The 22,382-nt window shown below is 72.6% G+C and carries 21 protein-coding genes; 9 read left to right on the top strand and 12 right to left on the bottom strand.

Annotation, left to right across the window (positions count from 1 at the left end):
- Positions 1–89: 89 nt before the first annotated feature.
- A complete protein-coding gene (locus ACFY2L_RS37000) occupies positions 90–1,544 on the bottom strand; it encodes a sensor histidine kinase (RefSeq protein ID WP_390662040.1) in 1,455 nt (484 codons plus the stop codon).
- Positions 1,541–2,233 (bottom strand): response regulator transcription factor, encoded by a 693-nt coding sequence (locus tag ACFY2L_RS37005; protein WP_390662041.1) that lies wholly within the window; start codon positions 2,231–2,233, stop codon positions 1,541–1,543. Before ACFY2L_RS37005 ends, ACFY2L_RS37000 begins: the two co-directional genes overlap by 4 nt.
- A gap of 151 nt (positions 2,234–2,384) precedes the next feature.
- Between ACFY2L_RS37005 and ACFY2L_RS37010 the strand changes: the two genes are divergently transcribed.
- The 3 genes from ACFY2L_RS37010 to ACFY2L_RS37020 are packed head-to-tail and all read left to right on the top strand — an operon-like array spanning position 2,385 to position 4,906.
- Positions 2,385–3,722, top strand: a complete 1,338-nt coding sequence (locus ACFY2L_RS37010) for a ferric reductase-like transmembrane domain-containing protein (RefSeq protein ID WP_390824529.1) — start codon at positions 2,385–2,387, stop codon at positions 3,720–3,722.
- 19 nt (positions 3,723–3,741) lie between these two features.
- Entirely contained in the window at positions 3,742–4,134 is a 393-nt protein-coding gene (locus ACFY2L_RS37015; protein WP_390824530.1) for an FMN-binding protein, read from the top strand.
- Position 4,135: 1 nt separating this feature from the next.
- On the top strand, positions 4,136–4,906 hold the full coding sequence (locus ACFY2L_RS37020) for an FAD:protein FMN transferase (RefSeq protein ID WP_390824531.1): 771 nt from the start codon (positions 4,136–4,138) through the stop codon (positions 4,904–4,906).
- Positions 4,907–5,441: 535 nt separating this feature from the next.
- On the opposite strand, the gene ACFY2L_RS37025 is transcribed toward ACFY2L_RS37020, so the two are convergent.
- Complete coding sequence (locus ACFY2L_RS37025; RefSeq protein WP_390824532.1) at positions 5,442–7,538, bottom strand: ArnT family glycosyltransferase; 2,097 nt, start codon at positions 7,536–7,538, stop codon at positions 5,442–5,444.
- Entirely contained in the window at positions 7,535–8,395 is an 861-nt protein-coding gene (locus tag ACFY2L_RS37030) for a glycosyltransferase (RefSeq protein WP_390824533.1), read from the bottom strand. The genes ACFY2L_RS37025 and ACFY2L_RS37030 overlap by 4 nt, the downstream gene beginning before the upstream one ends.
- Positions 8,396–8,604: 209 nt before the next feature.
- On the opposite strand from ACFY2L_RS37030, the gene ACFY2L_RS37035 reads away from it, so the two are divergent.
- The 3 genes from ACFY2L_RS37035 to ACFY2L_RS37045 are packed head-to-tail and all read left to right on the top strand — an operon-like array spanning position 8,605 to position 11,092.
- The gene (locus ACFY2L_RS37035; RefSeq protein WP_390824534.1) at positions 8,605–9,744 is read left to right on the top strand and encodes an ABC transporter ATP-binding protein; all 1,140 of its coding nucleotides are present in this window, start codon (positions 8,605–8,607) and stop codon (positions 9,742–9,744) included.
- The gene (locus ACFY2L_RS37040; RefSeq protein WP_390662048.1) at positions 9,741–10,421 is read left to right on the top strand and encodes an ABC transporter permease; all 681 of its coding nucleotides are present in this window, start codon (positions 9,741–9,743) and stop codon (positions 10,419–10,421) included. Before ACFY2L_RS37035 ends, ACFY2L_RS37040 begins: the two co-directional genes overlap by 4 nt.
- Entirely contained in the window at positions 10,418–11,092 is a 675-nt protein-coding gene (locus ACFY2L_RS37045; RefSeq protein ID WP_390824535.1) for an ABC transporter permease, read from the top strand. Before ACFY2L_RS37040 ends, ACFY2L_RS37045 begins: the two co-directional genes overlap by 4 nt.
- An 80-nt stretch (positions 11,093–11,172) precedes the next feature.
- Here the strand turns inward: ACFY2L_RS37045 and ACFY2L_RS37050 are convergent, their stop codons facing one another.
- The 4 genes from ACFY2L_RS37050 to ACFY2L_RS37065 are packed head-to-tail and all read right to left on the bottom strand — an operon-like array spanning position 11,173 to position 15,712.
- Complete coding sequence (locus ACFY2L_RS37050) at positions 11,173–11,772, bottom strand: ATP/GTP-binding protein (protein WP_390662050.1); 600 nt, start codon at positions 11,770–11,772, stop codon at positions 11,173–11,175.
- Complete coding sequence (locus ACFY2L_RS37055) at positions 11,759–12,199, bottom strand: DUF742 domain-containing protein (protein ID WP_390662051.1); 441 nt, start codon at positions 12,197–12,199, stop codon at positions 11,759–11,761. Before ACFY2L_RS37055 ends, ACFY2L_RS37050 begins: the two co-directional genes overlap by 14 nt.
- Positions 12,200–12,230: 31 nt before the next feature.
- Positions 12,231–12,707: a roadblock/LC7 domain-containing protein gene (locus ACFY2L_RS37060; RefSeq protein ID WP_390662052.1), complete on the bottom strand. Its 477-nt coding sequence runs from the start codon at positions 12,705–12,707 to the stop codon at positions 12,231–12,233.
- Positions 12,704–15,712 (bottom strand): ATP-binding protein, encoded by a 3,009-nt coding sequence (locus ACFY2L_RS37065; RefSeq protein WP_390824536.1) that lies wholly within the window; start codon positions 15,710–15,712, stop codon positions 12,704–12,706. The genes ACFY2L_RS37060 and ACFY2L_RS37065 overlap by 4 nt, the downstream gene beginning before the upstream one ends.
- A gap of 355 nt (positions 15,713–16,067) precedes the next feature.
- Here ACFY2L_RS37065 and ACFY2L_RS37070 point away from each other — a divergent pair, with 355 nt between their 5' ends.
- Both ACFY2L_RS37070 and ACFY2L_RS37075 read left to right on the top strand, forming a co-directional pair.
- Positions 16,068–17,027, top strand: a complete 960-nt coding sequence (locus tag ACFY2L_RS37070; RefSeq protein ID WP_390662054.1) for an ABC transporter substrate-binding protein — start codon at positions 16,068–16,070, stop codon at positions 17,025–17,027.
- 39 nt (positions 17,028–17,066) lie between these two features.
- Positions 17,067–18,734 (top strand): aromatic amino acid lyase, encoded by a 1,668-nt coding sequence (locus tag ACFY2L_RS37075; protein WP_390824537.1) that lies wholly within the window; start codon positions 17,067–17,069, stop codon positions 18,732–18,734.
- Positions 18,735–18,746: 12 nt separating this feature from the next.
- On the opposite strand, the gene ACFY2L_RS37080 is transcribed toward ACFY2L_RS37075, so the two are convergent.
- Positions 18,747–20,117 (bottom strand): glycoside hydrolase family 43 protein, encoded by a 1,371-nt coding sequence (locus tag ACFY2L_RS37080; protein WP_390662056.1) that lies wholly within the window; start codon positions 20,115–20,117, stop codon positions 18,747–18,749.
- Between the two features lie 196 nt (positions 20,118–20,313).
- Here ACFY2L_RS37080 and ACFY2L_RS37085 point away from each other — a divergent pair, with 196 nt between their 5' ends.
- Positions 20,314–20,778, top strand: a complete 465-nt coding sequence (locus tag ACFY2L_RS37085) for an ankyrin repeat domain-containing protein (RefSeq protein ID WP_390824538.1) — start codon at positions 20,314–20,316, stop codon at positions 20,776–20,778.
- A gap of 229 nt (positions 20,779–21,007) precedes the next feature.
- Here the strand turns inward: ACFY2L_RS37085 and ACFY2L_RS37090 are convergent, their stop codons facing one another.
- The 3 genes from ACFY2L_RS37090 to ACFY2L_RS37100 are packed head-to-tail and all read right to left on the bottom strand — an operon-like array spanning position 21,008 to position 22,377.
- Complete coding sequence (locus tag ACFY2L_RS37090) at positions 21,008–21,598, bottom strand: ATP/GTP-binding protein (protein ID WP_390662058.1); 591 nt, start codon at positions 21,596–21,598, stop codon at positions 21,008–21,010.
- Positions 21,585–21,941 (bottom strand): DUF742 domain-containing protein, encoded by a 357-nt coding sequence (locus ACFY2L_RS37095; protein WP_390662059.1) that lies wholly within the window; start codon positions 21,939–21,941, stop codon positions 21,585–21,587. The genes ACFY2L_RS37090 and ACFY2L_RS37095 overlap by 14 nt, the downstream gene beginning before the upstream one ends.
- Before the next feature lies 1 nt (position 21,942).
- Positions 21,943–22,377: a roadblock/LC7 domain-containing protein gene (locus ACFY2L_RS37100; protein ID WP_390662060.1), complete on the bottom strand. Its 435-nt coding sequence runs from the start codon at positions 22,375–22,377 to the stop codon at positions 21,943–21,945.
- Positions 22,378–22,382 lie beyond the last annotated feature (5 nt).

Genomic DNA, 22,382 nt, shown 5'->3' on the forward strand with positions numbered 1-22,382 from the left:
CCCGCCGGCCGGCCGGTCTCACAGCCGTCCGCGCCGCACCAGCGCGGACCAGCACAGCGGGAGGTCCAGGGCCCTCCCCACGCCGGCCCTCAGCGCGCGCCGCCGCCCGGTGCGAGCGGCAGGGTCACGAGGAACGCGGTCGTGCCCGGCTCCTCGCCCAGCTCCAGCCTGCCGCCGTGCGCCCGCACCAGGGAGCGGGCCACGGCGAGGCCGAGGCCGCTGCCGCCCCGGTCGCGGCTGCGGGCCTTGTCGACGCGGTAGAAGCGGTCGAAGACCCGGGCCCGGTCGCCGGGCGGGATGCCGGGGCCCTTGTCGGCGACCCGGACGAGCGCCGAGGAAGCCGTGACCGACACCTCGACCGTCACCGGCGTGCCGGCCGGGGTGTGCACGGCCGCGTTGGTCAGGAGGTTGTCCAGCACCTGGCGGATGCGGTGCGGGTCCATGCACAGCCGTACGGCCGCCGGGCCCGTGACCACCGTCAGGGGGTGGCCGGGGCGGCCGGCGCGGAACGCGTCGGCCGCCTGCCCCACCAGCTCCACCAGGTCGGCGTCCTCCCTCCGCAGCGGGGTCTCCACCTCCGCCGCGTCCAGCCGGGCGAGCAGCAGCAGATCGTCGAGGAGGACGCCCATCCGGGCGGCCTCGGCCCGCAGCCGGGCCAGATGCCTGTCGCGCTCCTCGGGGGCGTTCGCGGCCGCGTACTGGAAGAGATCCGCGTAACCGCGCACCGACATCAGCGGGGTGCGCAGTTCGTGCGAGGCGTCCGCGACGAAGCGGCGCAGACGCTGCTCGGCCTCGGCGCGCACGGCGAGCGAGTCGTCGATGTGCTCCAGCATCGTGTTGAACGCCGTGCGCAGCTCCTCCACCTCGGGGCCGCCGCCCGCGCGGTCGGCGCGCAGCGGCAGCCGGGACGCCGACTCGGTCAGGTCGTGGGAGGTGATGCCGTGCGCGGTGTACGCCATGTCGCTGAGCGGCTTCAGACCGCGCCGCAGCATGGCCCGCCCGAACACCACCAGGGCCGCCAGCGCGAGCACGAACGTGACGACCTGGATGGTGATCAGGTGCTGCACGGTGTTGTCGATGTCCTCCAGGGGCGCGCCGCTGACCAGGACCACCCCCGGCTCCACCTCGCAGGCGCGCAGCCGGTACACGCCGTCGCCCCTCAGATGGGCGGTGCGCACCACCTCGTGGTCGGCGACGGTCTGCGCCCGGGCCAGGGTGGTGAGGTCGTCGATGTCCTCGGGCACGTCGCCGGGGTCCTCCGGCTCGCGCAGCACGGGCGTGCCGTCGCGTACGTCGTACACGGCGTAGTACCAGCCCCAGTACTTCTTCCCGGTCAGGCTGCCGGAGTCGGCGATGCTCTTGGACTGGGCGACCTGGGCGATCGCGAGCTGCTCGTTGAGCTGGGCCGACAGATAGTCCCGCATGTAGGTGGTCAGCGCCGTGCCGACCACGGCGAAGACCACCAGGGCGAGCGCGCCGAGGCCCAGCGCCAGCCGGGTGCCGAGCCGCATCCCGCGGTACGTGCGCCGCAGCCGGCGGATCACTCGGCCGCCTGCCGGATCACGTATCCGAAGCCCCGTACCGTCTGGATCAGCGGATCGTCGCCCGTCGCGTCCAGCTTGCGGCGCAGCCGGCTGACGACCAGCTCCACGACGTTGGAGCGGCCGCCGAAGCCGTACTCCCACACGTGGTCGAGGATCTGCGCCTTGGTCAGCACGGTCGGCGACTTGCGCATCAGGTAGCGCAGCACCTCGTACTCGGTCGGGGTGAGCGTGAGCAGCTTGCCGGCGCGCCGGACCTCGCGGGTGTCCTCGTCCATCGTCAGGTCCGCGACCCGCAGCACCGAGCGCTGGAATCCGGGCCCGGTGCTGCGCCGCAGCACGGTCCGCAGCCGGGCCATCAGCTCCTCCACCGCGAACGGCTTCACCAGGTAGTCGTCGCCGCCCCGGGTCAGTCCCGCCACCCGGTCGGCGACGCCGTCCCGGGCCGTGAGGAACACCACCGGCACCATGGTCCCGGACTGCCGCAGCCGGTCCAGCACGCCGAAGCCGTCGATGTCGGGCAGCATCAGGTCGAGCACCACGATGTCCGGATGGAACTCGGCGGCGCGGCGCAGCGCCTCCTCACCGGAGTTCGCGGTGACCGCGCTCCAGCCCTCGTAGCGGGCGACCGTCGCCACGAGATCGGCGATCGGCGGGTCGTCGTCCACGACGAGGAGTCGTACTTTTTCCACCCGCTCATACTGCGGTACGCGCCGCACGCCGCGGGACCCGCCCGTCACACGCGCGCCGATCGATAGGCTCTTGAAAGTTGTACGACAGGAAATCGACAGCGCGGCACGGACAAGCTCTGTGTTCCAGGACCCGATCAAGGAGTTTGCGTCCGTGACGACCGTCCAATCGCCTCCCGTACCCCCCACGGCGATACGTCCCAAAGTCGTGGCCCGCACCGGCCTGTACACCGTGCTGGCCGCGAACGCGGCCGTCGTGACCCTCTTCGCCGTCCAGGCGGGCTTCGCCTCCAACGCGCTCGTCGTGATCGGCCGGTTCGCCGGTCTGTACGGCGCGCTGCTGATGGCGTTCCAGCTGCTCCTGGTGGCCCGGCTGCCCTGGCTGGACCGCCGGATCGGCATGGACCGGCTGACCGACTGGCACCGCTGGACCGGCTTCGGCCTGCTGTGGACGCTGGTGGGGCACGTCGTGTTCATCACCTTCGGCTATGCCGAGTCCTCGTCGATGGGCCCGGTCGGCCAGCTCGTCGACCTCGCCGAGACCGTCGAGGGCGTGCTGCGCGCGGCCGTCGCCATGGTGCTGATCCTGGTCGTCGGCGGTGTCTCCGCCCGCTGGGCCCGCCGTCGACTGGCCTACGAGACCTGGCACTTCATCCACCTGTACACCTACGTCGCCGTGGTGCTGGCCTTCACCCACCAGGTCGCGGTCGGTACGACCTTCACCGCGTCGTCCGCCGCGACGGCCTACTGGTACGGCGTGTGGACCGTCGCCCTCGGCTCGGTCGCCCTGGGCCGTCTGGTCCTGCCGCTGTGGCGCAACTGGCGTCACCAGCTGCGCGTCGAGGCCGTCGTCCCCGAGTCGGACAACGTCGTGTCCGTCTACATCACCGGCCGTGACCTGGACCGGCTGCCCGCCCGGGCCGGCCAGTTCTTCCTGTGGCGGTTCCTGACGAAGGACCGCTGGTGGCAGGCGAACCCCTTCTCCCTCTCCGCCGCCCCCGACGGCACCCGGCTGCGCCTGACCGCCAAGGCGGCCGGTGACGGCTCCGCCGGCCTGCGTCACCTCGAGCCCGGCACCCGGGTCTTCGCCGAGGGCCCCTACGGCGCCTTCACCGCGATGCACCGCACCCGTCCCGAGTCCCTGCTCATCGCCGGCGGGGTCGGCGTCACCCCGATCCGGGCGCTGCTGGAGGAGATCCAGGGCCACGCGGTCGTCGTCTACCGGGTGGCCGGCGAACGCGACGCCGTCCTCTACGACGAGCTGCGCGAGCTGGCCGTCGCCAGGGGAGCCGAACTCCACCTGGTCACCGGGCCGGCGGTGCCGGACCGGCTGGCGCCGCGCGAACTCGCCGCGCTGGTACCGGACATCGCGGAGCGGGACGTCTTCCTGTGCGGGCCGCCGCCGATGATGAACGCGGTCCTCGGCAGCCTGCGCGAACTGGACGTGCCCAGGACGCAGATCCACTTCGAGCGCTTCAGCCTGGCGGGATGAGGGAGACGAGGAGAACACCGTGAAGCGAGCCATCCCCGTACTCGTCCTGTCCGTCGCCGGTCTGATCCCGGTCTGGCGCTACGAACCGTCCACCGGGACGTCGTCCTCCTCGTCCGTCGCGGACGCGGCGACGACTCCCTCGACGTCCTCCCCGGGCACCACCTTCACCGGGACGACCGTCACCACCGAGAAGGGTGACGTCCAGGTCCGGATCACCTATGACGGCGACCAGATCACGGCCGTCAGGATGCTCAAGCAGCCGAACCATCCGCAGACGACGGCGGCGGTGCCGAAGCTGATCGCCGAGACGCTGGAGGCGCAGAGCGCGGACATCGACACGGTGTCCGGTGCGACCCTTACGAGTGACGGCTACAAGGAGTCCCTCCAGGCCGCGATCGACGCGAAGGGCTGACATGCACAGGGTGGAGCACGTCATGGGCTTCCCGGTCTCGCTGCGCATCGACGACGAGCGGGTCCCGGAGGGGGCCGTGGACGCCGTCTTCGCGTGGCTGCGGGAGGCCGACGCGCGGTTCAGCCCGTTCAAGGAGGACAGCGAGGTGTCCCGGCTGGACCGGGGCGAGCTGTCCCCCGGCGGGCTGAGCGCCGACCTCGCCGAGGTGCTCGACCTGTGCGAGGAGTACCGGGCCGCCACCGGCGGCGCCTTCGACGTACGGCTGCCGGGGCGGGGCCTCGACCCCTGCGCGGTGGTCAAGGGCTGGTCGGTGCAGCGGGCGGCGGAGCTGCTGACCGGGGCCGGACTGACCCGGTTCTGCCTCAACGCCGGGGGTGACGTGGTCGTCTCCGGCGGCCCCTGGCGGGTGGGGGTGCGGCATCCGGAGTTCGCCGACAAGCTGTGCGCCGTCCTCGACCTCACGGACGCGGCGGTCGCCACCTCCGCCCGGTACGAGCGCGGCGACCACATCCTCGACGGCCGCACCGGCCTGCCCGCGACCGGTCTCGACAGCCTGACCGTCGTCGCCCCGACCCTCACCCTCGCGGACACCGTGGCCACGGCCGCGTTCGCGCTGGGCGCCGAGGGCGTGGAATGGGCGGCCGGGCGGAAGGACTGCGAGGTGTTCGCGGTGATCGAGGGCGGTCGCGTCCTGCGCACCCCGGGATTCCCCACCGCGGGGGAGCGGGCCGCCGCCCGGCCGGTCGGGCAGCAGGGACCACCGTCTTCCTGACGAGGCCGGTGGTACCGAGCCAGGAGCCGAGCAGGGTCTCCCCCGTACGCTGCCGGCCTTGGCACGCGGCCTCTCGCGGTGATCTCCGTGGAACCACGTACCCCGCCCCGGTCGGCCCCCGCGGTCGTGCCGTCGGCCACGGGAGGTCCGGGTCCGAAGCTCTCGACTTCCTCAAGTCGCGCTTGGTGTGCGGTCCGGGCGGGGCATCCCCCAGCCACACAGATCCGCAACGGGAGAGTCGGGGGGCGGGAGAGATGGATTTCCTGATCATCGTGGGGTTCGGGGTGGTCGTGCTGTTCGTGGTCGGGACCCTGAGCGGGGGAGGGTCGTCGTCGCGGCGCCGGCGCCGGCGCAGGGGCGGCTGGGGGGACGGCGGCGGGGGCGGCTGCGGGGACGGCTCGTCCTGCGGGGGCGGCTCCTCCTGCGGGAGCGGTTGCGGGGGCGGCGGCGGAGGCGACTGATCCCCGCGCCCCGCGGACGCCGGCGGGCGGGCCACCGGAAGGGAGTCCGGTGGCCCGCCCGTCCTCACCGGGGGTCAGCCGACGTCGGAGGCGTCCAGGCGGTACAGGCCGCTGTAGTCGGAGACCGCCGTGCCGTTCTTCTTCACCCAGGTCGAGACCTCGGAGTTCGAGGAGCCCTGGCCGCTGTCGCCGATGACGACGTAGTGCAGCTTGCCGGACTTCACCAGGCTCTTGAGCTTGGCGAGGGTCATCGCGTCGTCGGAACCGGACCACCCGCCCATCGAGATGACCGGCTGACCCGACTCCAGGATGATCGAGGAGGCCGTCTGGTCGGTGGCCACGGCCACCAGCCAGGTGGCGCCGTCCTGGTGCTTCTTCAGGTACGTGATCATCGCGGAGGAGACCTGGCTGCCGCCGCCCGTACCGCCACCGGTCCGGCCGCCCTCGGTCCCGGACTCCGTGCCCGCCTCCGTGCCGGACTCGTCCGTGGCCGAGGAGCCGTCGCCGGACGGGGCGCTGCCCGACGGGGGTTGGCCCATGGACTGGCCGCCGGCGCCGCTCGTCGAGCTGCTCGAACCGCCCGGGCCGCCGGGCTGCCGGCCGCCGCCCGTGCCGCCCATCCCGTCGCCGGTGTTCGGGCCGGCCGTCGGGTTGGTGCCGTTGGTGCCGGAGGTCGCCGCCGAGACCGAGTAGGCCGCCGGACCGGCGAGCAGGGCGACGACCGCGGCCAGCGCCGCGACGCCCGTCAGGCGGTGCCGCCTGGTGAAGCGGCCGGCCAGCAGGCCGAGGACGGACACCGCGCCGGCGACGGCCACCACGGCCTCCGCGACCGTGTACAGCGTGCCCGAGCCGGAGACCCGCTGGAGCAGGACGACCGCCCAGAGCGCGCTCGCCGCGATCGCCGCCGGGAGCACCCAGCCCCACGTGGCGGCGGCGCCCTCGCGGAAGGCCTTGTACAGCATGACGCCGCCCGCTCCGGCCAGCGCCGCGACACCGGGGGCCATGGCGGTGACGTAGTACGGGTGGAAGGTGCCCTCGGCGAGGGCGAAGGTCAGGTAGTGCAGGACGAACCAGCCGCCCCACAGCAGCAGGGCCGCCCGCCGGGCGTCCGTGCGAGGGGCGCGGCCGCGCAGGACCAGGCCGGCCACCAGGGCGATCGCCGCGAAGGGGATCAGCCAGGAGATCTGACCGCCCATGATCTCGTTGAACATGCGGTACAGGCCCGCCTCGCCGCCGAAACTCGCGCCGTTGCCGGCCGACCCCGCCGACGAGCTCGCCCCGAAGATCCGGCCGAAGCCGTTGTAGCCGATGACGAGGTCCCAGACCGTGTTGTCGGTGGAGCCGCCGATGTAGGGGCGGGAGGACGCCGGGATCAGGTCGACGACCACCATCCACCAGGCGCTGGAGACGACCAGCGCGACCGTGCCGGCGGCCAGGTTGCGGATCCGGCGGCCGAGTGAGGCGTTCGCGGCCCACAGGTAGACCAGGAAGAAGGCGGGCAGGACGACGTACGCCTGCATCATCTTCGTGTTGAAGGCGAAGCCGATCGCGACGCCCGACCACACCAGCGGCATCGTCCGGCCGGTGCGCACGGCCTTCAGCAGGGCGGCCGCGCCCAGCAGCATCAGGAAGACGAGGACCGGGTCGGGGTTGGTGTCACGGGTGATGGCGACCGTGATGGGGGTCAGGGTGAGGGCGAGCGCGGCGATCGTCGCCGCGACCGCGCCGAAGTCCCGCTTGACCAGGCGGTACAGCAGGGCCACCGAACCCACGCCGACCGCCACCATCGGCAGCAGCAACTGCCAGGTGCCGTAGCCGAAGAGGCGGGCGGACAGGCCCATCACCCAGAGCGCGAAGGGCGGTTTGTCGACGGTGATGAAGCTGCCGGCGTCCAGCGCGCCGAAGAAGAACGCCTTCCAGCTCTTCGTGCCGCTGTAGACGGCCGCGTCGTAGAAGGTGTTGCCGGTGATGGAGGACAGGTTCCAGGCGTACAGGGCGGTGGCGAGGACGAGGACCGCCCAGAGGGCCGGGCGGGCCCAGCGCGGGTCGTCCGGGGCGCCGGTGAACAGGCGCCGGGCGCGGGAGGCGAGGCCGCCGTCGCCGGGCGTGGCCGCCCGGTGGCGGGGTCCGTCCTCCCGGACGGGGGCGGGCGGCGGGGCGAGGGTCGTCATGACGCGTACTCCAGGTGGGTGTTCGCCCCGGCGGGCAGGACGTCGGCGGGGGACGGGGTGCGCGCGGCCGGCACCTGCGGGGTGCTCGTGCGGCGGGGAACCGAGGGGACGCGGGTGCGGCCGGTGAGGGTGGAGCGGAGCATGCGGCTCATGCCCTTGAGGTCGTCGACGGCCGTGCGGACGATGTCGACCCGGCTGTCGGGGTCGTCGGTCCAGTCGACCGGGACCTCGTGGATGCGCAGCCGGTTGCGCTGGGCCAGCACCAGCAGCTCGGTGTCGAAGAACCAGGCGGTGTCCTGGATGTGCGGGGCGAGCGCGCGGAAGACGTCGGTGCGGACCGCCTTGAAGCCGCACTGCGCGTCCGAGAAACGGGCGCCGAGGCCGGCCTTCAGCAGGGCGTTGTAGGAGCGGGAGACGAACTCCCGCTTGGCGCCCCGGACCACGGCCGCCTGCCGGTGCAGCCGGCTGCCGATCGCGAGGTCGCTGTGGCCGGAGAGGAGCGGGGCGACCAGGGGGAGGAAGGCCTCCAGACCGGTGGAGAGGTCCACGTCCATGGAGGCGACGACATCCGCGGCGGACCGGGACCACACGTGCTTCAGGGCGCGGCCCCGGCCCTTCTCCTCCAGCCGCCGGGCGTGGACGTGGGGCAGACGCAGGGTCAGCTCCGTCGCCACGCTCCAGGTGGCGTCCGTGCCGGCGTTGTCCGCGATCGTGATGCGGAACGGGAACGGGAAGGACTCTTCGAGGTGTGCGTGGAGACGGCCGATGCTGTCGGCGAGGACGTGCGCCTCGTTGTACACCGGCACCACGATCTCGACCGACCGGCGCCGGACGCCTCCCGCGTTCGTTGCGTTCATGGCCATGACGATGGAGCCCGCATCTGGGGACCGCCTGAGCCGCTTCTGAGCGCGGAGTGAGAATCAGGGGACTCACAGGTCGCGCACAGCGGGGGCGATCGGGCGACAAAGCGCCGCAACACAAGAGGTCTAGACTCTCCCCGCAACGGTCCGAACGTATGTGGTCGAGAGCGGGCGGGCATGGCCAGACCCGAAGGGCATTCGGCGTTTTGATACGGATAGATTCAGTCACCAAGCGGTACCCGGACGGCACCGTGGCCGTCGACCGGCTTTCCCTGGAGATACCGGACCGCGCGATCACCGTCCTCGTCGGCCCCTCCGGATGCGGCAAGACGACCACCCTGCGGATGATCAACCGGATGGTCGAGCCGAGCGAGGGCACGATCTCGCTCGACGGTCAGGACATCCAGCAGCAGCCCGTCAACACCCTGCGCCGGTCGATGGGTTACGTCATCCAGAACGCCGGACTCTTCCAGCACCGCACGATCGTCGACAACATCGCCACCGTGCCCCGGCTGCTCGGCTGGAGCAAGGACAGGGCACGTGGCCGGGCACGGGAGTTGATGGAGCGCGTCGGGCTCGACGCCTCGCTCGCCAAGCGGTACCCCTACCAGCTCTCCGGCGGCCAGCAGCAGCGCGTCGGCGTGGCCCGGGCGCTCGCCGCCGACCCGCCGGTGCTGCTGATGGACGAGCCGTTCTCCGCCGTCGACCCCGTCGTCCGCAAGGGCCTGCAGGACGAGCTCCTGCGGATCCAGGACGAGTTGGGCAAGACCATCGTCTTCGTCACGCACGACATCGACGAGGCCGTCAAGCTCGGCACCATGGTCGCCGTCCTGCGCACCGGCGGCCGGCTCGCCCAGTTCGCGCCGCCCGCCGAGCTGTTGTCCGACCCCGCCGACGCGTTCGTCGAGGACTTCCTCGGCGCGGACCGCGGCATCCGGCGCCTGTCCTTCTTCTCCGCGGCCGAGCTCGACCTGCTCACCACCCCGATCGTCGCGATCGACGCCACCGCCGAGCAGATCGCCGCCCGCGGCACCGGCGCGCCCTACCTCCTCGTCACCGACCTGGACGGCAGGCCCCTCGGCTGGAGCGAGCCGGGCGAGCTGACCGCCGGGCGGATCGACCCCGTACGACTGCTGCCGTACGGGCGGCCGTTCAGCGCGGGCAAGGACTCGCTGCGGTCCGCCCTCGACTGCGCCGTCCTGTCGCCCACCGGCTGGGCGGTCGCCGTGGACGGCGAGGGCCGCGCCACCGGAGTCGTCTCCCAGGCCGCCGTCGGCGAGGCGATCCGGGGGGCGCACGCCGCCGGTGACCAGGAGCGGCCGGCCGTGCAGAAGGCCGTCCGGTGAACCGCTTCTTCGACATCCCCAGCGACCTCCAGCACGACTGGTTCGGCCTGATCGTGCTGCATCTGCGCGAAGCCCTGCTGCCGGTCCTGGGCGGTCTGCTGCTCGCGCTGCCGCTCGCCCAGCTGTGCGCGCGGCTGCGCTGGCTGTACCCGCCGGTGCTGTGGGTGACGACCGTGCTGTACGCCGTCCCCTCGCTGGCCTTCTTCGTCGTCCTCATCGACTACACCGGGCAGACCGAGCTGACGGTGATGATCCCGCTCACCGTCTACACCCTCGTCGTCCTGGTCCCTGCGATCGTCGACGGCGTCCGCTCGGTGCCGCAGGAGACCCTGGCCGCCGCGACCGCGATGGGCTTCGGACCCGTACGCCGTTACGTCCAGGTCCAGTTGCCGATCGCGACCCCCGCGATCATCGCCGGCCTGCGGGTGGCGACCGTGTCGAGCATCAGCCTGGTCAGCGTCGGCATGCTGATCGGCAACCAGGGCGCCCTCGGCAACCTGCTGCACGACGCGCAGATCTACAACCGGCCCGAACTGGCCTGGAACTCCGTGCTCACCACGGCCGCCCTCGCGGTCCTGGTGGACGCCCTGCTGGTCGGTCTGCGGGTCCTGCTCACCCCGTGGATGCCCGGCGGCGCGGCCGCCGCCCGTACCCGCAAGGAGGCCGCGGCCCGGTGAACGTCCTCAACTTCGTCAGCGCCTTCTTCAGCGACGGCTCCCACTGGCACGGCTACGACGGCATCCCCACCCGGCTGCTCGAACACCTCCGGTACTCCCTGGAGGCACTCGCCCTCGCCGCCCTGATCGGACTGCCGGTCGGCCTGGTCACCGGCCACTACGGCAAGGGCGGCAACACCCTCGCCCTGATCGCCACCGCGGCCCGGGCCCTGCCCACCTTCGGCCTGCTGGTGCTCATCGTCATGATCGCCGGCTTCGGCATGCTGCCCGTGATGATCCCGCTGGTCGTCCTCGCCGTCCCGCCGATCCTGGTCACCACCTACGAGGCGGTGCGCTCCGTGGATCCGTCCCCCGTGGACGCGGCGCGGGGCATCGGGATGGCGGAACCGCGGATCCTGCTCCAGGTGGAACTCCCGGTCGCGCTGCCTGTCATCCTCGGCGGACTGCGCTCGGCGGCCATCCAGATCGTCTCCACGGCCACCATCGCCGCGTACGTCGGACTCGGCGGCCTCGGCCGCTACATCGTCGACGGCCTCTACCAGCACGACTACGAGAAGGTCGTGGGCGGCGCCACCCTCGTCGCCGGCCTGGCCCTCACGACCCTCGGGGCCTTCTGGGCGGTGGGCCGGCTGGCGGTGTCACCGGGGGTGCGGCGCGGCGCCCCGGCGTAGCGGCCCGCGGGCCGGCCACCCGGCTGCCGGGCGGCCGGCCTCCGAGGGCGTGCGGCAGCGCGGCGTCGACCGCGCCTGCCTCACCCCTCCGTGCGCGCCAGGGCCTGTTCCAGGACGACGAGCAGCGCGTCGCGGACCGAGCCGCGCTCGCGGGCGTCGAAGACCAGGACCGGGACGCCCTCGGAGACGTCGAGGGCCCAGCGGACCTCCTCCAGGGAGTGCTCGACCCGCCCGTCGAAGGCGTTCACGGCGACGGCGAACGGGATCTGCTTGTGCTCGAAGTAGTCCACGGCGGCGTAGCAGTCGTCGAGGCGGCGGGTGTCGACGATGACCAGCCCGCCGACCGCGCCCTCCACGATGTCGTCCCACATGAAGCCGAACCGCTCCTGCCCGGGCGTGCCGAACAGGTACAGCTTCAGCGTCGGGTCGATGGTGATGCAGCCGAAGTCCATCGCCACGGTGGTCGTGGTCTTGCGGGGGGTGTGGCTGAGGTCGTCCACCCCCGCCGCCACCTCGGTGATGGCCGCCTCGGTGGTCAGCGGCTCGATCTCGGAGATCGAGCCGACGGCGGTGGTCTTGCCCACGCCGAAGCCGCCCGCGATCACCAGCTTCACCGGCAGCGGCGGCCGTACGGCGGCCTGGCCGTCGGCGGGCCGGACGAGCGGTTCAGTCGGAGTCACGGAGTACCCCCCGGGAGTCGGGGATGGCCCTGAGGCCATCGATAACCCTGCGCAGGACGGATGCGTCGTGGGTGACGCCGGAGTCGGGCACGTGCACCGACAGCTGCCCCGCCGCCCGCAGGTCCTCGGCGAGGACCCGCACCACGTTCAGGTGCAGCCGCAGCCGGGCCGCGATCTCCGCGATGGACTGCGGCTGCCGGCAGGCGGCGACGATGTCGTGCTGTTCGAAGGAGAGCCGGTCGAGCGCGTCGAGCCCTTCGGCGGTGGCCACCAGCTGGGTCTCCACGGGCATCGTCCGGCCGGACGACGCCGCGTCCGCGCCCGCGACCCGGCCGGCGGTGACCAGGAAGGGCCGTACGGCGCTCGCGGGGCCGACGGGAACGCCCTCGCCCCCTCCGGCGCCGCGCGGGATGCGGCCGTCCGCCATCGGTGTTCGCTTCCTCTGTGGTGGCCCGCGGTCAGCGGGTCCGGGTGGCGCCGACGCTGTTCTTCAGCTCCAGGACGAGCTGCGGGCTGAGCGCGGCGCCGGCCCGGTTGGCGAACACGGTCATCTCGTAGGCGATGTTGCCCAGCTTGGCCTCCTTGTCGGTGACCACGCCGAGGACGGCGCCGCTGCCGATCGCGGAGACCAGGACATGGCCGCCCTCCAGGTCGATGATGACCTTGTTCAGGCCGCCCAGGCCGTAGTTGCCGGAGGCGCCGGCGGCCAGGCTGGTGATGCCGGAGACGATCGCCGCCAGCCGCTCGGAGTCGGCGTGCTCGCGCAGCTCCGACACGGCGATCAGCAGCCCGTCGGAGGACACGGCGATGGCGTCCACGACGCCCGCCGTCTCGGTGGCGAAACGGTTGAGCAGCCAGGTGAAGTCGGCTGCGGCGGCCCGCAGATCGGTCGGCGTGGCGTCTCCGGTGGGAGTGTCACCTGTCGACGTGCTCACTGCTCGGCTCCTTCCGGAAGGTGGTTCTGGTGGTGCGGGGGGTTCCGGTGGTCGTCCGGAACCCGTCGGTCGTTCGGGTGGTACGTGTCACCGGGGCGGGGGTGCTCACCCGTGTCGCCGCCGGTGTCGCGGTGGGCGCGTTCCACGGCCGCCTCGAACTCCTCCAGCGCGCTGCGCACCGCGTCCGCGTCGGCGGGCCGCACGGCCCGCCGCGCCGCGGCCTGCGCGGCGGCGTCCGCGGTCGTCCGCAGGGTGGCACCGCGCACCCGCCGCCGCAGAGGCCGGGCGCCGTCGGCGGGGGCAGGGCGCTCCGCTACGCGGGCGGGGGCGCGTTCGGTGAGCGCGGGGTCGGGGGTACGGCTGTGGGTTGCGGGGGTTGCGGGGGTTGCGGGGGTTGCGGGGGTTGCGGGGGTTGCGGGCGCCGTGGCGGGTTCGCCGGGCGCCGGGGTGGCGGCGGTGCCGGTGTCGTGGTGGTGCTCAGCCGCCGTGTTGTGGGCCGTGGGGGCCGTGGCGGGTTCGCCGGGCGCCGGGGCGTCGGGCGTGCCGGTGTCGCTGTGGTGCTCAGCCGCCGTGCTGTGGGCCGTGGCGGGTTCGCCGGGCGCGTGAGTGCCGGCCGTGCCGGTGTCGCCGTGGTGCTCCGTCGTCGTGGCCTCGGGCGGGGTGGTCTCGTCGGCGGGCGGGGGCACGGGCCGTCCGCTCGTGCGGCGGGGGAGGACGGGGGCCGGCGTACGGTCGTGGGTGCCCGCCTCGGGCGTACGCCCGTCGGCGTTCGTTTCCGTGGCCGTGGCGCTCGTCTCCGCCGCCGTGTCCGGCTGCGCGCCGCCGTTCCCGGGCGACGTGTCCGGCTGGGCCCACGACGGCTGTTCGCGGCGGGGGACCCGGCGGGGGAGGGAGACCGCCTCGTCGCCGGTGTCCGGGTCCGCGGCCGGCAGCGCGGACGCGGGGGACGGCCCGGCGGCGGGAGCCGAGGGGGCCGGAAGGGGCTGCGCGGGGCCGCCCGTGGCCAGCGGCGGCACCCCGACGGCGCCGAGCGTGAGCAGCAGCGTGGAGGGGATGCGGATCTCGGCCGTCACACCGCCGCCGGGGGTGCGGGAGAGGGTGACGTCGACGTCCCAGCGGCGGGCCAGCGCGCCGACCACGAACAGGCCGAGCACCTTCGTCGGGACGAGGTCGAGGCGTTCGCGGCGCACCAGACGCGCGTTCTCCTCGGCGAGGCGCTCGGCGCTCATGCCCAGTCCGTGGTCCGAGACGGTGATCGACGCGCCGTCCCGGTCGGAGCCGACCCGCACCTCCACGGGGCTGCCCTCGGGCGAGAACGACACGGCGTTCTCCAGGAGTTCGGCGATCATCAGCGTCAGGTCGCCGACGATGTCGGGCTCCACCATCACCTCGGTGCCGGCGTGCAGCCGCACCCGCTGGTAGCCCTCGATCTGGCCGAGCGCCGCGCGCACGACGTTGGTGAGCTCCGTCGGACCGGAGTCCAGCACGGTCTCGCGGATGCCGGCCAGCAGCATCAGGCTGTCGGCGTTGCGGCGCAGCCGGACCGCGATGTGGTCGATGGAGTAGAGCCGTTCCAGCAGGGCCGGGTCGGTCTCGCCGCGCTCCACCGCGTCGATCAGGGCGAGCTGCCGGGTCGTCAGGTTGGAGACACGGCGCCCGACGTTGCCGAACATCTCGGCGACGTTGCGCCGGCTGAGCACCTGACGCTCCAGCAGCGCCGCCGCGGTCGTCTGCACGTTGTTGAAGGCCTCGGCCAGTTCGCCGATCTCGTCGTCCGCGGTGACCGGCAGTTCGCGCAGCCGCGGTGAACCGCTCTCCTCGGCGTCGTCGTCGGCGACCCGGGCGAGCTCGCGCCCGGCGACGTCGGCGACCTCCTGGGCGGCCCCGGTCAGGGCCAGCACCGGGCGCACCACGGAGCGGCGCACCAGGATCGAGAAGGCGATCCACAGGGCGAAGCAGAGCAGCGCCAGGTTGAGCAGCAGCCCGGCGCGCCACTGGGCGGTGACGGAGGCGTCGTCGGCGCGGTCGGCGATCTGGTCGATGAGCGTGGTGGTGATCTTCAGCCGGGTCTCGGCCTGCGCGCTGTACTCGGGGTACGAGGCGAGGGCGTCCCGGAACGTTCTGCGGATCTCCGCCTGGGTCCCGGCCTGCAGCGCGCTCGGGTCGACGGCCAGTTCGGCGAAGTGCTGACCGATGGAGGCCTGCGAGGTGTTGTGCTCGATGCCGCCGAGCCGTTCGCGCTGCGCCTCGGAGGCGAACCGTCCGAACCGCTCGGCCTGGTAGGTGTACAGCTTGTAGGAGCCGACGGCCCCGGTGAACTCGATGAGCGCGTTGCTGTCGCCGGTGCGCGCGGAGAACACGCCGGTCTCGTAGGCGCCGTGGGCGGCGTCGGCGCGCAGCAGGGAGTCGAGCAGGTTGCCGGTGAAGGTGCTGGCCAGCTTGGTGTCGCGGTCGAGGCCCAGTCCGTCGATGAGGCCGTTGGCGGCGCCGGAGTACGCCGGGTCGATGTTGTCGGCGGGCAGATAGCCCTGCTCGATGGTGGTCCGCAGGCCCGCCAGGCCCTCGACCTCCCTGAGCGCCTGCGCCTCGGTGTCCGGCAGGCGGTCGCCGAAGGCGTCGATCACCTTCTGCACCTGGGCGTCGACGGCGAGCTGCGCCTGCCGGTAGCCGTCGGTGGAGGGCGTACCGCCGTCGAAGGACGCCTGGTGCCGCACCGAGAGCAGGATCGCCTGCTGGTGTTCGTCCTGGAGTTCGGAGACGAGCCGGGCCACCTGGGTGCTGTCCCGCACCAGTTGGGCGGCGTCCTCGGCGCGGTTGGACTCCTGCACCAGGTCGACGAAGAGGTACGTCAGCAGCAGGGCGATCACCGTGAGCGGGATGCCGACGAGCAGGTTGAGCTTGCGCTGGAAGGGCCACCGGTCGGCGAATCCCCGCAGACCCCGGCGCACGGACGACGGTGCCGAAGTTGCCGACCGAGCAGGCGCGTCCACCGGGTTCGTGGACACCAGGCCTCCTTCGAAGGGGTGTTGCGGGCGTGCCGGCGCACGCGTGTGGCCGAATGTGAACGAAAGCGCACGGGCCGGCATCCGAGCGGCCCCCGCACACCGCCGTGGCAGACGCCGACCCCGGCGACGATATCGCTTCTCTGATCGATCGAGCACGTCGCCCTACGTCAAGAATCCATTACGAAGCGCCCCCGAAACGCTGCGGAAGTGCTCTCAAACACTGCACAACTGCCCACGAATCGAATCCAATCGGTAACAGGGCTGCTCTTGACTGATCAAGAAGAGGGTGGATTGGATCAGGCCAGGCTCCATCCTCGTCAGTTCCTCATCGCCCCCCAGAGCTCGGAACGGAACCGTGACTTCCAACGCCCACCGCAGCAGGTCCAGGTCCCTCAGGAACACCGGCGCGGCGGCCGTCGCGTTCGCCGCGACGACGGCCCTGCTGGCGGGATGTTCCTCCTCCGACGACACCTCCGACCCGCTCGCCGGGGACAAGGCGGACAACGGCACCGTCGTCGTCGGCTCCAACAACTTCGCCGAGAGCATCCTCATCGCCGACATCTACGGCGAGGCGCTGAAGGCCAAGGGCATCAAGGTGTCCTACAAGCCCAACATCGGCAGCCGCGAGACCACGTACGGTCTGCTCAAGAACGGCTCCATCACCGTTCTCCCCGAGTACAACGGCTCGCTGCTGGCCTACCTCGACCCGAAGGCGGAGCAGAAGTCCCTCGCGACCGTGAACGCCGCGGTGAAGGCCAAGCTCGACTCCAAGCTGACACTGCTGGAGTCCTCCCCGGCCGAGGACAAGGACTCCGTCACGCTCAACAAGGAGACCGCCGACAAGTACCAGCTCACCTCCGACTCCACCCTCGCCGACCTCAAGGACGTCGCGCCCGAGCTGGTCCTCGGCGGCTCGCCCGAGTTCCAGACCAGGCAGCAGGGCATGGTGGGCCTGGAGTCGGTGTACGGGCTGAAGTTCAAGTCCTTCAAGGCGCTCGACGCCGGCGGTCCGCTCACCCAGGCCGCACTGAAGAAGAACACCGTGCAGGCCGCGGACATCTTCACCACGGACCCGACCATCACCAAGGAGGGGTTCGTCGTCCTGCAGGACCCGGAGAACCTCTTCGGCTTCGCGAACGTGACGCCCCTGGTCTACAAGAGCGGGCTCTCCGACGAGGGCGTCGCCGCGCTCGACGCCGTCTCCGCCAAGCTCGACACCAAGACCCTGCTGGACCTGGACTCCCAGGTGCAGCTGGAGAGCAAGGACCCGCTGGACGTCGCCAAGGCCTGGCTGAAGTCGGCCGGCCTGGACTGACGTACACCGTTGGACCGCACCACCGACGGACCGGCCCAAGTGTCCCCGCAGCGACGGGACACCCGGGTCGTCCTGACCGGCACCACCCTCACCGTCGGCGAGCTGACCGCGCTCGCCGACGGTGCGGCCGTGCCCGCCGTGGCCCCCGAGGCCCGCGAACGGGCCGTACGCTCCTGGCACGCCGCCCAGCGCCTCGCCGCCGGCGGGCGGCTCTACGGCCGCGGCACCGGTGTCGGCGCCCACCGCTCGGTGGCCGTCGAGGAGGACGACGAGGCCGCCCACGGCCTGCGCCTGCTGCGCAGCCACGCGGGCGGTGCCGGCGCGCTGCTGCCCGCCCGTCAGGTCCGGGCGATGCTCGCCGTCCGCGCCAACCAGCTCCTGGCCGGCGGCTCCGGCATCCAGCCCGCCTTCGTCGACGCCCTCACCGAGGCCCTGCGCCTGGGTGTCCACCCCGCCGTCAACGAGTACGGCGGCATCGGCACCGGCGACCTCACCGCGCTGGCCCAGACGGGCCTCACCCTGATCGGCGAACGGCCCTGGGTGACCGTCGAACCGACCGCCCCGGCGGTACACCCCCGGCCGGACGACGGGACACCGCACGCCCCGGCGGGCGGCGCCCCGGACGCCGATCTGTTCGACTCGGCCGCGGACGCCTGGCGGGCCGGGGACCGGCGCGGACCGGGAGGGGGCGCGTACTCCGGCGAGACGGCCGCCCGGCCCGACACCTCGTGGTGCGACGCCCGCCCGGACCGGGCCGGGGCGCTGCCCGCTCCGGTCGTCCTGCGGGCCGGGGACGCCCTCGCGCTGCTCAGCAGCAACGCGCTCGCGCTCGGGCAGGCCGCGCTCGCCCAGGGGGAGCTCGACGTGCTGCTGCGGGCCACGCACGCCGTCGCCGCGCTCTCGCTGGCCGCGGTGTCCGGGTCGGCGGAGGCGTACGCCGCTCCCGTGCACGCCCTGCGGCCGTATCCCGGCGCGGCGCGGGCCGCCGGGGAGGTGCGGCGGCTGCTCGGGATCGACGACCGGGCGTCCACGGCGCCCGGCCGGCGCATCCAGGACCCCTTCGGGTTCCGGGCGTTCCCGCAGGTGCACGGCTGCGCCCTGGACGCCTCCGAGCGGCTGCGCGAGGTCGTGGAGGTGGAGGTCAACTGCCCCTCCGAGAACCCCCTCGTGACACCCGACGGCTCCACCGCGTACCACCACGGCGGCTTCTTCGCCGCGCCCCTCGGCCTCGCCCTGGACGCGGCGAACCTCGCCCTGCTGCAGACCGCCCAGCTCTCCGCGGCCCGTCTGACCGCGCTCGGCGACCCCCGGCTGACCGGTCTGCCCGGCTTCCTCGCGGCCGGCCCCGCGAGCAGCTCGGGCACGATGATCCTGGAGTACTCCGCCCACTCCGCACTCGCTGAGCTGCGTTCGTGCACGGCGCCCGCCTCGGCGGGGCACGCCGTCCTCTCGCACGGCCTGGAGGAGGCCGCCAGCTTCGCCGGCCAGGCCGCCCGCCAGACCCTCCGGGCCACGGACGCCTACACCACGGTCCTCGCCTGCGAACTGGTGGCGGCCGTAAGGGCGTTGCGCCTGCGGCCGGTGCCGCCCGAGGTGACCGCGTTCACCGCGGCGACGGCCGCCCTGCCCCTCGGCACGGACGACCGCCCCCTGACCGCGGACCTCACGGCGGCCGCCGAACTGCTGCCGCGGCTCGCCGAGGTGTGAGCGGGGAGCCGCTCAGTACCCCACGTGGAACGTGGCGTCCTGCTGTTCGGTCGCCGTCGAGACCGGGTCGATGCGCAGGACGTAGTTCGAGTGCCGGATGTACCGGGTCGGGTTGTTGTACGAGCGGAACGAGGACCAGCCCGAGTCCGCCAGGCCCGCCGTGCGGTAGAAGGTCGCGTCCGCCGCGAACGTCGACGTGCCGTCGTTGACGTCCAGTTGGAGCTGGTAGTTGTAGTGCCGCAGATAGCGGGTCGGGTAGTTCACCGACTGGAAGGAGACGCCCGAGCCGTCGGCGAGGCCCGGCACCAGCGTCCACAGCGAGTCCTTGTACGGCTCGACCGGGTAGGTGTCGATGCGGCCGACGTAGTTGGAGTGCCGGACGTAACGCGCCGGGTAGTTGTACGACTTGAGCCGGTTCCAGGTGGGCGCGCCCCACTTCGCCACCAGGTTGGTGTACTGCGTGCCGGTGATCGTCGTGATGCCGCAGTGCTTGGAGTTCACCGGCTGGGTGTACGTCCGCTGGTCGAGCGCGGTCCAGGTGCCCGCCGAGAGGTCGCCCGACTGCCAGGCGTAGAACACGCCGTTCGGGGTGTAGGTGTCTCCCCAGAGCCACCAGGTGCTGGACGTCAGGGACTTGACGAGCGTCGGGGCCTCGGTGCCGCCGTGTGCGACGCCCGTCGTGAAGGGCGTGAAGCTGCCCGGGTCGAGCGAGGTGGAGCGGGCGCCCACCAGCGTCTGGTCCTTCTTGAAGTAGAGGTAGTTGACGCCGTTGACGCCGACCGCCATGTCACCGTCGATCACGTCGTAGCCGGGGTCGAAGAAGACCTGGGGCGCCGAGGCGGTGACGAAGTCGGTGGTGTAGTTCACCATGATCACGTTGTGGCCGCTGTCGTTGACGGCGGAGTAGATGAGCGCGTACTGGCCCCGGCCCGCGTCCCAGAACGCCTCGGGCGCCCAGCTGTGGGTGTTCATGTCGTGCAGCTTCAGCCGGTGGTAGCCGGTGAAGGTGCGCAGGTCGGTGGAGTTCCAGACGTGGACGTACTGGCTGACGTAGCTCCAGTCGGTGCCCTTGAGGTCGGTGGCGAGCACCACGAAGGTGCCGTCCTGCTTGCGCAGGATGAACGGGTCGCGCAGTCCGAGCGCCCCCTCGGTGGGCGTGACCACCGGGTTGTTCTGGTTGAGCGGCATCCAGCGCAGCCCGTCCGTGCTGACGGCCAGATGCAGGCCGTAGTCGGTGCCGTCGCCGAGGTTGGTCGACTCGGTGAAGTAGCCCATCACGTACGCGGAGTCGGCCGCGTGGGCCGCCGGGGTGCCGAGGGTCAGCGCGACGGGGACGGCGGCCGCCGCGCCGAGGAAGAGGCGGCGGGAGGGGTTGGGGGTCATGTGCTCTCCACGGGGATGCGGGTGACCTGATGGCCGATATGTCGAACGAAGTTCGATGAGCCGGTCAGAAAGTAGGGGCGGGAGGGAATCAGGTCAATCACTGGGACAGGCTTGGCGGTTTCCCGCCGTCCGGCTGTGTGCCGGCCATGAGAATGCGGGCGAACACGGCGGACGAAGCGGGCTACCCTCGGCCGCAGTGAACAGAAGACGGCGCAAGAAACTGACGAAGAGCCTTGTCGGGGCGGCGATGTGCGACGACGGCGGGGAGGTCGCCCGGCTGCTGCGGGCCGGAGCCGATCCGGCGGCGCCCGACGCCGACGGCACGACCCCGCTGTACGCGGCCTGTGTCCAGGGCCATGCCGGCATCGCCCGCACCCTGCTCGGGGCCGGCGCCCCGCCCGACGCCGAGAGCGCGGGCCCCGGCGCGGAGGGCACCCCCCTCTGCGCGGCGGCCTGCTGGGGCCACACCGAGACCGTCCGCGCCCTCCTCGCCCACGGTGCGGACCCCGGCCTCCGGGAGGACCACGGCACCGGCTGGACGCCCCTGCAGTGGGCCCAGGCGGGCCCCCACCCGGAGACGGCCGCCGCGCTGCGGGCCGCCGGAGCGGGCCGGGGACTCCCCGGCGGCGATGCCTCAGCAGACCCCGCCTCCCCGGCGTGACGGGCCGGACAGACCCTAGGCCGTGTCCGCAAAGTCCCGCCTGCCTCGCGACGCCCGGCACGTGCTCTCGCCGCACCGGGCGAAAGCCCGAGTACACCCAGTACGAGGCCTTCCGCCCGGCACGCCGAGAGCACGCTCCCCCACGCTCGGCTTCGCTCGCGCGGGAGGGGCCCCCACGGCGCCGCGAGGCCCGCCCTGCGGGCGAACGGCGGGACTTTGCGGACACGACCTAGGCGCGGGACGAGGTGACGTCGGCGATCAGACGGTCGATCAGGGCGATCAGGACCTCCCGGCACGAATCCCGTTCCCGCGCGTCGCACAGCAGCACCGGCACGTCCGCCGGCAGCGCCAGCGCCTCCCGGATCTCGTCCGCCGGGTAGGGGTGCCGCCCGTGGAAGCCGTTGACCGCGACGACGAAGGGAATGCCACGCCGCTCGAAGAAGTCGATCGCCGCGAAACTGGACTCCGGCCTGCGCACGTCCACCAGCACCACCGCGCCCAGGGCGCCGACGGACAGGTCGTTCCACATGAACCAGAACCGCTGCTGCCCGGGGGTGCCGAAGAGGTACAGCACCAGGTCGTCGCCGATGGTGATCCGTCCGAAGTCGAGGGCCACGGTCGTGGACCGCTTCTCCTCGATGCCCTTCAGGTCGTCCACACCCAGCCCGGCGACGGTCAGCGGCTCCTCCGTGCGCAGCGGCGCGATCTCGCTGACCGCCCCGACCATGGTGGTCTTGCCGACGCCGAAGCCGCCGGCGATGAGGATCTTCACCGTGTCGGGTGCCGCGACCGGTGCGGCGGTGCGCTCAGATCCGGCCAAGGCCGTCCCTCACTTTCTGCAGCAGGTCCAGATCCGCGGCGCCGGAGACGGAACGGGGCGGCCGGGCCGTGATCAGGCCCGCCTCCAGCAGATCGCAGAGCATGATGACGACCACGCTCACCGGCAGGTCCAGATGGGCCGCGAGCTCCGCCACGGCCACCGGCCGGGCGGACAGCCGCAGGATCCGGGTGTGTTCCGGCTGCGGCCGCGCGGCCCGCTCGGGCGGCGGATCCACCGCCGTCACCGTCGTGATGAGCGTGAAGTCGGCGCGGCTGGGCCGGGTCCGGCCTCCGGTCAGGGTGAACGGTCTGACCAGCCGGCCCGCTTCGTCGCCTTGGCTCACCTCACCCGCCGTTGCCGCGGACGGCGGGGCCGATACCGGTCCGCGGTGCCGCGCTCAGGTGCTCGCCGATCTTCTTCACCAGCATGTTCATCTGGTACGCCACCACGCCCACGTCCGCGTGCGAGCCGGCCAGCACCACCAGATGGGCCCCCGGTCCCGCCGAGGTGAGGATCAGATAGCTGTGGGCCATCTCGATGAGCGCCTGGCGCACCGGGCCGCCCCGGAAGTCCATGCTGACGCCCTTGCTGAGGCTCATCAGGCCCGAGGCCGTCGCCGCGAGCCGCTCGGCGTCCTCGCGCAGGAACCCGGTGGACTTGCTGACCACCAGCCCGTCCTCGGAGAGCACGACGGCCTGGTTCACATCGGCCACCCGGTCCACGAGACCGGTGAGCAACTGGTCGAGCTGGGTGTTCGTGGCGGGGATGGAGTGTGTCATCGCGA

It is taken from the genome of Streptomyces sp. NPDC001381 (assembly GCF_042895685.1).
GTDB lineage: Bacteria > Actinomycetota > Actinomycetes > Streptomycetales > Streptomycetaceae > Streptomyces.

What these genes read in the sequence shown, in the direction of transcription:
- ACFY2L_RS37020 (WP_390824531.1), top strand. Translation starts at nt 4,136, where the DNA reads ATGCACAGGGTGGAGCACGTCATGGGCTTCCCGGTCTCGCTGCGCATC.
- ACFY2L_RS37025 (WP_390824532.1), bottom strand. Translation starts at nt 7,538, where the DNA reads ATGACGACCCTCGCCCCGCCGCCCGCCCCCGTCCGGGAGGACGGACCC.
- ACFY2L_RS37030 (WP_390824533.1), bottom strand. Translation starts at nt 8,395, where the DNA reads ATGAACGCAACGAACGCGGGAGGCGTCCGGCGCCGGTCGGTCGAGATC.
- ACFY2L_RS37055 (WP_390662051.1), bottom strand. Translation starts at nt 12,199, where the DNA reads ATGGCGGACGGCCGCATCCCGCGCGGCGCCGGAGGGGGCGAGGGCGTT.
- ACFY2L_RS37080 (WP_390662056.1), bottom strand. Translation starts at nt 20,117, where the DNA reads ATGACCCCCAACCCCTCCCGCCGCCTCTTCCTCGGCGCGGCGGCCGCC.
- ACFY2L_RS37100 (WP_390662060.1), bottom strand. Translation starts at nt 22,377, where the DNA reads ATGACACACTCCATCCCCGCCACGAACACCCAGCTCGACCAGTTGCTC.